Here is a 10,514-nt window from a genome sequence, read left to right on the forward strand (position 1 = left end):
CGCGCCTGCTTTGGGAGCAGGATGTCGGGAGTTCGAATCTCTCTACCCCGACCAGATTTTTTTTATTAGCCAGCATCATGCTGGCTTTTTTTTATGTTATGGATGTAGTGTATGCTGGCCATGCACAGGCCTTTTTCAGCGGTGTCGCTTAAATTTTAAGCCATCAATTGCTCTATTAAAGTCACTTCATCATCCGTCAGTGGCGTCTGCAGACAATTCAGGTCTTGTTGCATGTGTGCTGCATCACCGGTTCCTGTTAAGACGATCATCCCCATTTTTAATGCTGCCTGAAAAATGACCTGTGGCCCGGTTAATCCGGTTCTGGCCAAAATGGCCTGAAATTCAGGCTGTTCGAACAGTTGGGTGTTGGCCGTCAGTAACGAGAACCCCTGGTAAAGAATGTCATGCCGATGGCATAGCTCACGTATATTCGCGTCCCATCCGGTTCTGGCAAAGCAGCGGTTTTGCACCAGCATGGGTTTGATTGCTGCATGGTGGCTTAGATACTCCAGCTGGTCGTGATTGACATTGCTGACACCCAGAAGTTTGATGTGGCCGGACCGGTAGAAGCCTTCCATTGCTTCCCAGACGGCAAAGTCCCGGTCACTGAGTCCGTGAGACTGAGATGGACCATGCAGCAGATAAGCATCAAGATAATCCGTGTTTAAGTGCTCCAATGATGAGAGGAAGGACTGCTCAACCTGAGTTTTGGTATCGGCTTCTGGATTGTAGGGCAATCGGTTGTCTTGTCCTTCAGCGTAGGTGAATTTTGTCTGCAGGAAGAGGTCTTCACGGCGCTTGCCACCGGTTTGGTAGAAGTTCTGCAACGCTTCCCCAACCCCTTGTTCAAAATAATGTTTGCGCTGGTTGGCGGTGTCTATTGCTGTAAAACCGTTATTCAGGGCTTTCAGTGTCAGCTCAGAGGTAGCTTGCTCTTTCCAGGCGGTGCCATAGATAAATCGGGGAACACGGGTATCGTGCAGAGTAAACGGATTGGTTTCAGGTTGTTCGGTCATCTCCTTGCCTCCCTTTGAAATTATGGGCGATATTATGACTTGTCTGGATTCAGTTGAGATTTACTTTAGCCCAGAGCCGGGCTCATGACATAATCAAGAAACGTTGCTTTCCAGAGGTAGTGCTTTCAATCAATGAGCATGTTTACTACAGGGCTTTTTAAAAGCAAACCGTATAAGTTAGGCCTCACCCTGTCCGGTGGCGGGGCAAAATGCATGGCTCAGATTGGGTTGCTGCATTACCTGAAAGAGCATGGAATTGAGCCGGATATTATTTCCGGTGCCAGCGGGGGGGCGATGGTAGGTGCTCTGCACAGTGCCGGATATGCACCGGAAGAGATTCTGGACTTCTTTGTCTCGACCCGAATGTTCAGTTTTCGAAACCTGTCGTTTAATGCGCTCGGATTGATTGATTCAGCGAAGATTGCGAAAAATTTTCAGGCTTATTTCCCGGAAGATAGCTTCGAATCATTGAAAAAACCTCTGTATGTGGTTGCTACTGATTTGAACAAAGCGCAGCAGACGGTATTCAACAGTGGCCCATTGATTAATGCTTTAACGGCATCGTCCGCTTATCCGGGCATGTTCACCCCGGTTAAATGGCAGGGGACCGTCTATGCGGATGGCGGGATTATTAATAACTATCCTTCAGACCTGATTCATGACCAGTGTCGCCATCATATCGGGATGTATCTTGCCCCGGTTATGTCCAAGCCCTGTGAGCATTTCGCCAACACCTTTGATGTACTGGATAGGGTATTTCAGATCTACAGCTCTGCCCGGCAGTTTTCCAATATCAACTTGCCGGAGGTGTCATTGGCGCCGGAAGGTATCGAGGACTGCAGCGCTTTTATGGTGAAGCCGGATCAGCTAAGGTCTATCTATGACCTGGGTTATCATTCCAGCAGAAAATACTTCGAGAGCGACGGTGCCCAATGGCTGAAGACCATGAAAGGAGCAACGCCAAAGCGTTTATCCTGGTTTAAATTGCCGATAGGCTCTGATACTCAGTAAGTACGAAGTGGTCAGTCATGCCTCCCATATAGTCCAGAATCAGTCTCGTCCGGAAATACCATTCAAGATCGTTCTGTTCAGCGGGAGAATGCTGTTCCTGACGCATTTGATGCACTGCCCGCAAATAGGCTGCTTTATACTTCCGGGACAGGCGGTGATTGAGTCGATGCTCAATAAAGTGTTCGCCATCATCCAGATTATCGAGGTTTGAGAATGCGGTTCCGGGGAGTTCCAGAATTGGGCGATAGATGTCGAGTAAGCCAATCAGGGCCGCATACCCCCGAAGTTCCGGTGTTTCTTTCTCCTGACTACTGAACACATGTCGTATGGCGACGGTTTTCAGTGTTTTCAGCGCCAGATGCTGGTCTGAGCCGCCATCAATTAATGGCTCATCCAAGGTACCATGAAAAACTTCGGTATGCTTCTGCAGGTATCGGTTGGCAGCATAGCTGACCAGGTCCCGGAACAGCTGTGAGCGTAAATGGCGAATAAAGTTCTGTGGGTTATCTTTGGCAACATTTTCTGCGGTTTTAATGATATCCGGCAGGTATCGGCTCTTTTCGCCGGTGAACTCTTTCCACACTTCTTTCAGCCAGAAGCTCAGGCCCCTGAATGACAGAATGCCCTTATCAACAGCATCTTCCAGATCGGCAATGCAGTAAGAAATATCGTCTGCTGCCTCCATGATGTAGACCAGTGGAAAGCGGCAGTTCTCCTGTATCTCAAGATGTTTCCAGATGTCCTGGATAAGGCGGTGTTCTGAGTAGTAGAAGCCGGGCTTTCTCTGACGGTAAGCAAATCCGGTTGACTTGTTCTGGTAAGGTGCCCGGGTGTACTTGATGGTGGCGGCCAGCTGCGACCAGGTCAGGTTGAGTGCCTGCAGGCTGTGAATGATGCGCAGCCCCTGGGCGTTGCCTTCAAAGACCAACAAATCCGGTAACAGTACATGGTAGAAAAGTTCTGAGTGACCGGTTTGGCCATTGACGGCGGATTGTCTTGCCATTGCCTTGTGATGGCAGGCTTCGCCATGATCCTGAATCCAACGGCTAAACGCCGCTTCACCAAAATGGCCAAAAGGTGGGTTACCCACGTCGTGCAACAGGCAGGACATTTCTACCAGATTGGTAAAGGCCGTTTCGATACCTTCCAGACCGAGCTTTGCCAGTTCCCCATTTTGTTTTAGCTGATCCAGAATGGTTTTGGCCAGGTAGCGGCCGGTTTGCTGAACTTCCAGTGAGTGGGTAAGGCGACTACGGACGGCTGCATTGGTTTCCAGCGGGTAGACCTGGGTTTTCTGCTGAAGTCTTCGCAAGGCAGCTGACTGAATAATACGACCCCGGTTACTCTCGGTCTCGGTAATCAGATCACCTGGCCGGGCGTGGGTTCCCGGCTCAGGGCGATCGCAGGTCAATTTCTTGAGGTAATCCAGAGATGCCATAGGCTTGGTAACCGGGAGTTTGGACGTGTTTTCAGATTACCATATCTTTCGGCTGATCGGTGAGTAGCATGATGTGCCACGTTGATCATAAATAAGTCCATTTTTTTACCGTATTAACTGATACGTAAGCTCTGCCATCGGCCTTCCTTGCTGTGGGCAGCAAAAAGTCATGGCTTTGAAGGGGGGGAGTTAATTCACACCCAATCAAACCAATGATCAATTAACCTCAAGACAAGGGCTGTGAATGAGGCCGCCGGTGTCTAACTGAATTCTGGCTGGCCGTAAGTTCAATTATTTCAGGCTCAGGTAATTTCAAAACAGCATTAATGGCACGTATTTTTTCACTTGCGTTTTCTATTAATCGGTTTTGAGCTTTATTATCGAGTTTGTCAAAGCCTGGTATTTTTTTCTGTAAAGTTGGATATATAGTCCCCCTTGGTGGAGTGTCAAGTTCTTTATTAAATTCCCCAGCGATAAAATATATTATCTCATCAGGAACTGGTTTTTGTTGAATTTTTTCTTCTTCAGGAGAAAGTGAGACGGTTTCTAATTCTGCAGCTAATTCAGCTTCAGTATCATTTTTGATTGCTTTATCACATGAAGTAGAGACTCCAGCCGTTATTCTGTCAGTAATTGGAACTTCCGATGAAGCCCCCTTAGCCTGCTCCAAAGGTGACGAACCGGAGGTATATTTTGAAGGATTGTTTACAACATTGATGCCTTTATTAACATCAAATGACGTGCAGGCCTCTTTAGTTTTTCCAGATGATTCGCTGCTACTTTGTTTTGCTATAACTACTGAGCTTGATAAATCTTTTATTAAAGTATGGAGTTAAGTTGTGGAAAAGAAACTAATGATAATGTTATTTGTGCTTCTTCTTTTTTTGCCTTTTTCCGGTGGAAAAACTGGAGCCTCTGATTTCTATTCTTATATTCCTTTTCTCTACAAAGTTCCAGAGGGAAGCGTGGGTGTCTTCAAGAATGGGAACCAATTTTATGATGATGTTTATCCTGCAGGTGTTTACCCAACCTGGCCTTCCGATGAAGGGTTTGTTGTCAGCATTATGCCTGAGAAGGTGGCTGTTACTGACATTCCCTGTATTACCGCCGATGGAATAATAATCTCCTTTCCCCAAATCACCGTTCGTTATCAGGTACATGAACAACATGTATTGGGTCTGGTTAAAGGCCATGGACTTGATTTTGTCAAACCCGTTATAAAAAATCCTGTGAAACTGGGGGTTGTTCATTTATGCAGGACGATGACCGCTGAAGCGGTTTACTTTGAGGAATTTGCAATGTTTAAGGCGTCTCTGGGTAATTATCTGGCTGAGGGGCAGAGGGATAAAGGCATCGGAATATCAATTTGTCATCTTGACATTGAATACCCCCGGGTGCCGGATGTCATTATTGAAAATCATGTTGGCCATAATCCAGAGCACAAGCCCCAAACCCCAATAACTTGCGAACAGCCTTATGAGATTTTCTACACACTGGAAAATGAGCAAGAAGCCATCCATCGCCTCTGTGGCTCTGTTGGGCAGCCTGATGAACCTTATCAGGAACCTATTTCGGAAGAGGATTCAGTCATTTCGGAAGGGGATTCAGCAATAGTTCCGGAACCCACTGCTTCAGTTGCTGAGGAGGAGGTTACCGGCGGGCTCAGCCCCACAGAGGAAGTAAACACAGGTGATAACGGGCAGAGAGGTTATGAGGCACCTCAGGAAGATCTTTCAATTCAGTGGGCTGTGGATCCATTTATTGATGGTCAGGACTCTGTTGGTGAAGATGGCGGGCTTTCAGAACGCAGCTGGGTATCCAGTTCAGAACCTGTGGCGGAGGTAATCGTCAATACCGAGCCGGTACACAGTTCTGATGCTGTAACAGAGAATAACCGGAATCTACTGTCAGGACTGATTGATAAGGTGCCAGATCAGGAAAGGAGTAAGGAAAAGCTTTATCAGCAGATGCAAGACTCGAAACGTCTCTGGAAAAACAACAATAGCCGACTCTACCTGGGCTGGTAAGAAAATCGATGAATGCTCGCCAAACGATGAATTATGCTGTATAAAAAAACAGTATTTCAGTCATTATCAACCGGATTGTTTTTGAATGCGGTTATTTATCGCCGAAAAGCCCAGCCTGGGGCGAGCCATTGCGGATGTTTTAAAAAAGCCCCTGAAAAAACAGGAAGGCTATATTGAGTCTGCTTCAGGAGATGTGGTGACCTGGTGCATAGGTCATCTGCTTGAACAGGAGGAGCCGGATGCCTATGATCCGGTCTACAAAACATGGAAGCTTGAACACCTGCCTATTGTTCCCATGCAATGGAAGCTGAGGCCCAGAAAGGGAGGGCGGGCGCAGTTATCAGTCATCAATAAGCTGCTCAAACGGGCTGATATTATTGTCAATGCCGGTGACCCTGATCGTGAAGGCCAGTTGTTGGTGGATGAAGTGCTGGACTATCTTAAGCTCTCTGCCCAGCGTAAAAAAGATGTTCGTCGTTTATTAATCAGTGATCTGAATCCTTCTGCCGTTTCCCAGGCGCTTGGGCGGATGCGATCCAATCAGGAGTTTGTACCGCTGGCCGTTTCCGCCCTGGCTCGTTCCCGGGCAGACTGGCTTTACGGTATTAATCTGACCCGCGCCTGCACATTGCTTGGCCGGAAGGTCGGCTTTAATGGTCTGCTCTCCATCGGCCGGGTGCAGACGCCGATTTTGGGCCTTGTCGCCCGACGTGATGCAGAAATTGAGCACTTTCAGCCTAAGCCTTACTTTGAGGTTTTTGCCACCTTGTTAACGGCAAAAGAGGAAACCTTCAAAGCCAAATGGATTCCCAGCGAAGCCTGCCAGAACTGGATGGATGAGGAAGGGCGAGTGCTGGATCGGCGTCTGGCGCAAAATGTGGTGGACCGTATTACCGGTCAGCAGGGGACAGTACAACGTGTTGAAGATAAGCGTGGCAAAGAACCCCCACCATTACCCTACTCGTTGTCGGCACTGCAGATAGATGCTGCCAGACAGCTGCGTATGGATGCCAAGACGGTGCTTGATAGTTGTCAGCGTCTTTATGAGCAAAAACTGATTACTTACCCCCGTTCAGATTGCCGCTATCTGCCCGAAGAGCACTTCTCCCAGGCACCTGAAGTGTTGGCAACTATCCGCCACAATGTAACTTCACTGGGGAAGGCGGTAGATCAGGCATTGCCAGAAAGGAAAACCAGTGCCTGGAATGATAAAAAAGTTGGGGCACATCACGGGATTATTCCTACATCCCTGAGAACGGATCTTGAACGATTATCTGAATTGGATCGCAAACTGTATGGATTAATTGCCAGACAGTATGTTGCGCAGTTTTATCCTGATCATACGTTCAGAAAAAGAGTCGTCGATATCGACATAGAAAAAGGCCTTTTTCGAGCCAGGAGCCGCCAGACTGTCGAGGAAGGGTGGAAGGTTCTGATGAATTCGGGTAAAAGTCATCAGCGTTCCGTCGGTGATGAGAATGGTGACAATAATGAAGAGAGTGCTTTTTTACCCGAGTTGGCCAAAGGTGATGTGCTTGATTGTCCTGAAGCCGAGCTTAAGGAAAAAATGACACAGCCCCCCAAAGCATTTAATGATGCAACACTCCTTTCGGCCATGACGGGCATCGCCCGATTTGTTCAGGATAAAGATATTCGCAAGATTCTCCGTGAAACCGATGGCCTGGGAACAGAGGCAACCCGGGCCAGTATTATTGAGCTCTTGTTCAAGCGCCAGTTCCTGGAGCGCAAAGGCCGTAGTATTCATGCAACAGCCACCGGCAGAGCTCTGATCAATGCATTACCGGAAAGAGTAACCACGCCTGACATGACCGCACGCTGGGAAGCCTCTCTGAATGATATTGTTGAGCGAAAAGGCAGCTATGGGGCGTTTATGGGCGGGCTTGATCAGGAGCTGAGGGCGTTATTGATGCAAACCATGAACGATGGTTTGCCTTCGGTTGCCGGATTGCCTGCCCCTTCGAAACCGCCGTTTAAAAGAAAAGGCAGAGGAAAGAGCAGTGGAAGTCGCCGAAAAAAACGGAGCCCGGCTTAGTGCGGCCAAGTTCTGATATACATACACAGGCCTCTCGTCCCCACGCTCCTCCGTGGGAAACGAGTCTGTGTCTCTGTGGTCAGGCGTAATACTCAGAAGAACAGTTTTACAAAAAGCTGGGTGGTGTATTGGTCAGAATTGCCGCGATAATTCAGGCCAAATCCCCACTCATTATCAACTTGATATTCTGCTCCGGCAGTGAAGAAGCCGGTATTGTCATCTTCATCCCGGTCATAGTATTGCTGAATATAGCCGGAATTCAGCCAGAGGCCCTGCTCCAGATGATAACGGGCACTGACCGATGCTGTGTAGGCTGTGACTTTATCCTTTACTTCATCCGCATCGACAAAGAGGCCATTTCTGAGTCGGCCACTGGTGACCGATGGAATGATATGGAATCTGTCCGTTGGCTTCAATAACAGGCTGGCTCCAGCAAAGTAAGAGCTGCCATCAATCTCGACATTACTGGCAACATCATCTTTATCAATACGGCCATAGGCGTATCCTGCGTTCAGGATGACGGGTATAGAAGGAATTTTATAGGCACCATTGACAAACCAGGTAGTTCCCTCAAAGTTCTGAGCACCTTGGTTCTGATTATTGTAACCAAAGCCGGTATTAATAAATGTGTAGTTATAGTCATTACTTTCGAAAGCTATGGCTGAAGTAGAAAACAGTAAGGAAATTAACAATGTGCGAAAGTTCATTGGTTTAGTCCTTTGTTTGTCGGGAGGGTAAGTTGTGAATGGAGGTGGTGTGGTAAGAGATATACCTGCCACTATGGCCTTTCTCTTTTGATTGCTATTTTTTCAAAAAGTTCATCGAACTGAGTCTATTCGATCTTATTCAGGATGCATCATCGCAAGCAGTGCGGTGATAAATTCCTTCCTCTTGATCTGGCAATCTGGCAGCCATTAACGTGCTGAGTTGTTGATAGCCAGCCGTTAACCCTGTGCTCAAAATCATGACTGCAAAAATGGCTATGCAATTTTGCTTGAAGATTTACAGTAAGTGCATGAAGGCGCTGTTGTTCTCTTTGAAGCTGGTCAGTCCGGCAGTCAGGTGTTCCGGGTTTGCCTCCAGAGTGGTGTACCAGGCCATTATCATCAGCTAGTTTGCCTCTTCACCTTCTGTTTAAAGAAAGCTTTAGCGCTGTCGAAAACTAGTGAAATCGCTTTGGGCAGAGCAGTGTGTAACTGACTGTGACTTGAGCTGAGAAGCTAACTCCCCCGGAAACTGAACGATTCAAACCCCCTTAGATAAAATTAAAAGATAATGGAGAATGTATTTTGCCATCATTAGGTCCCTTAGGCTCCAAACCAACAGCAAGTAAGCCAACGGAAGACAAGCAGATAGCATTAACTGACAGCCGGGAAACAGCAAGTTGGGGCAACAGGGGCGTAAATGCCGATACCAACTCAACTCAGACTACGCAGCTGAAAACTGAAAACCCGGATATTGCCAAAGTAAGTCTTGCTCAGCGTTTTACTGAAAAATTGCCCCATAAACTTTTCACTCTATATCAGGCTTTGCGATTGAAAGGCCATGGTTATAACCTTAAAGAGGTAAACCATCTGATTTTTAACATTCACAAAAAACATGGAAACTCCAGAAAAGCACATAGAGGGTTTAGTGAGTCTGTACACTTTTATCTGAAGTTAAATAAAGTGCACAAGAGCGTGTCCAAAAACTTCCCGGAAAAAGAAATAGACATTGGACAGATTGAAGAGTTTATAAAAATGCTGAAAAAATATTATGGCTTTTCTGAAAAACAGGGTTTTAAAAAGTTTGAAGAAGTCTTATTGAAGACCAGAAGGATCACTCCCACAAAAGATCAAGCTCACTCAGAGGTTGAAGAAGCATTATTTGAGCCCATAATCAAGGATGGGAGAGACCTGTTGGAACATGTTTTAGCTTCTAAAGACTGGCATCTACCTCGTCAGCAAAAATTTATTGATGCGGTCAACCTGCTGGGTCTGGATGAAAACAAGACACTGACGAAAGAAATCGTCAATCACGCCTTTCGAAAATCAGCACTCAAATGTCACCCTGACAAAGGAGCCACTGATTCAGAAGCATTCAAGACACTTAAAGCAGCTCAAGAACTGTTAACAGACGATAGAACTGACTTGTCCATGGTCAGCAAGATTATCAACTCAAAACCTATAAGTAGTTAGCCAAATGAAATCATATTTTCTGACTACTTAATCATTGGATAAGGATTAGTATCGACAACAGATAAGGGGCAGTTTTTGGGTATCATCAATGCAATAGTCCCTGAAATTCAATGAACCGGGTCTTATGCAGGATGCATCATCGCAAGCAGTGCCCTGACAAATTCCTTCCTCTTGATCTGGCGATCATTCACCTGCTGAGTTGATGATAGCCAGTCGTTAACCCTGTGCTTAAAATCATGACGGCAAACATGGCTATTCAATTTCATTTGAAGATTCACAGTAAGTGTATGAAGGCGCTGTTGTTCTTTTTGCAGCTGGCTGGTCTGGCAGTCAGGTTTTCCTTCAGAGTGCAGAGCGATAAACTGTCTGGCTTTATTCAGGGTAAGCAGGGAGCGCATAAGCAAGCCATAAATACGCTCATTGGTGTTTTGGGGAGTGTTAAAAAGCAGGGTTCGAGGTAAGTTATATATCGTCCCTTTTTGCAATTGCTCTGTCAGCGGGTCAAGGTTATCAGCGAGGTATTCCAGCGTATCGTTCAGTAATCTGGTTTCGTCAGCAAACGACAAACACCTTACCGGCCTCTCAACGCCAGGAACGTGAATGGCCAATTGTGCGGCATTTCCATGGGCTACTCTGGCGTCAACACTGATCTGAAGTTCCATTGCTTTCATCCCCAAATCACCGTCTTTAAGATAAATATTGTAGGCGTTTGGCAGTTTAATCGCCTGGCATCCCGAGATTGGCCAGATGATGATGTTTTTGGGGATTTCAGAATCTCTGCCGGTGTTCAGT

At 46.8% G+C, this 10,514-nt stretch carries 9 protein-coding genes; 4 read left to right on the top strand and 5 right to left on the bottom strand.

Annotated features, from left to right (window positions below):
* Positions 1–155 precede the first annotated feature (155 nt).
* Positions 156–1,016, bottom strand: a complete 861-nt coding sequence (locus KDK15_RS19925) for an aldo/keto reductase (RefSeq protein WP_257297146.1) — start codon at positions 1,014–1,016, stop codon at positions 156–158.
* Positions 1,017–1,154: 138 nt separating this feature from the next.
* Here KDK15_RS19925 and KDK15_RS19930 point away from each other — a divergent pair, with 138 nt between their 5' ends.
* Complete coding sequence (locus KDK15_RS19930) at positions 1,155–2,027, top strand: patatin-like phospholipase family protein (protein WP_257297154.1); 873 nt, start codon at positions 1,155–1,157, stop codon at positions 2,025–2,027.
* Here KDK15_RS19930 and dgt read toward each other — a convergent pair.
* Together dgt and KDK15_RS19940 are read right to left on the bottom strand one after the other, a co-directional pair.
* Entirely contained in the window at positions 1,996–3,465 is a 1,470-nt protein-coding gene (gene dgt / locus KDK15_RS19935; protein ID WP_257297147.1) for a dGTPase, read from the bottom strand. The genes KDK15_RS19930 and dgt overlap by 32 nt on opposite strands.
* A gap of 226 nt (positions 3,466–3,691) precedes the next feature.
* On the bottom strand, positions 3,692–4,135 hold the full coding sequence (locus KDK15_RS19940) for a hypothetical protein (RefSeq protein WP_257297148.1): 444 nt from the start codon (positions 4,133–4,135) through the stop codon (positions 3,692–3,694).
* A gap of 169 nt (positions 4,136–4,304) precedes the next feature.
* Here KDK15_RS19940 and KDK15_RS19945 point away from each other — a divergent pair, with 169 nt between their 5' ends.
* Positions 4,305–5,492: an SPFH domain-containing protein gene (locus KDK15_RS19945; protein WP_257297149.1), complete on the top strand. Its 1,188-nt coding sequence runs from the start codon at positions 4,305–4,307 to the stop codon at positions 5,490–5,492.
* An 85-nt stretch (positions 5,493–5,577) separates the two neighbouring features.
* A complete protein-coding gene (locus KDK15_RS19950; RefSeq protein ID WP_257297150.1) occupies positions 5,578–7,545 on the top strand; it encodes a DNA topoisomerase III in 1,968 nt (655 codons plus the stop codon).
* 92 nt (positions 7,546–7,637) lie between these two features.
* Here KDK15_RS19950 and KDK15_RS19955 read toward each other — a convergent pair whose 3' ends face one another.
* The gene (locus KDK15_RS19955; RefSeq protein WP_257297151.1) at positions 7,638–8,252 is read right to left on the bottom strand and encodes a hypothetical protein; all 615 of its coding nucleotides are present in this window, start codon (positions 8,250–8,252) and stop codon (positions 7,638–7,640) included.
* Positions 8,253–8,834: 582 nt separating this feature from the next.
* On the opposite strand from KDK15_RS19955, the gene KDK15_RS19960 reads away from it, so the two are divergent.
* Complete coding sequence (locus KDK15_RS19960) at positions 8,835–9,722, top strand: J domain-containing protein (RefSeq protein ID WP_257297152.1); 888 nt, start codon at positions 8,835–8,837, stop codon at positions 9,720–9,722.
* Positions 9,723–9,844: 122 nt separating this feature from the next.
* On the opposite strand, the gene KDK15_RS19965 is transcribed toward KDK15_RS19960, so the two are convergent.
* Positions 9,845–10,514 (bottom strand): hypothetical protein (locus KDK15_RS19965; protein ID WP_257297153.1); only part of this gene is annotated, 670 nt, incomplete at its 5' end.

This window comes from Endozoicomonas sp. YOMI1 (assembly GCF_024606345.1).
Taxonomy (GTDB): Bacteria; Pseudomonadota; Gammaproteobacteria; order Pseudomonadales; family Endozoicomonadaceae; genus Endozoicomonas.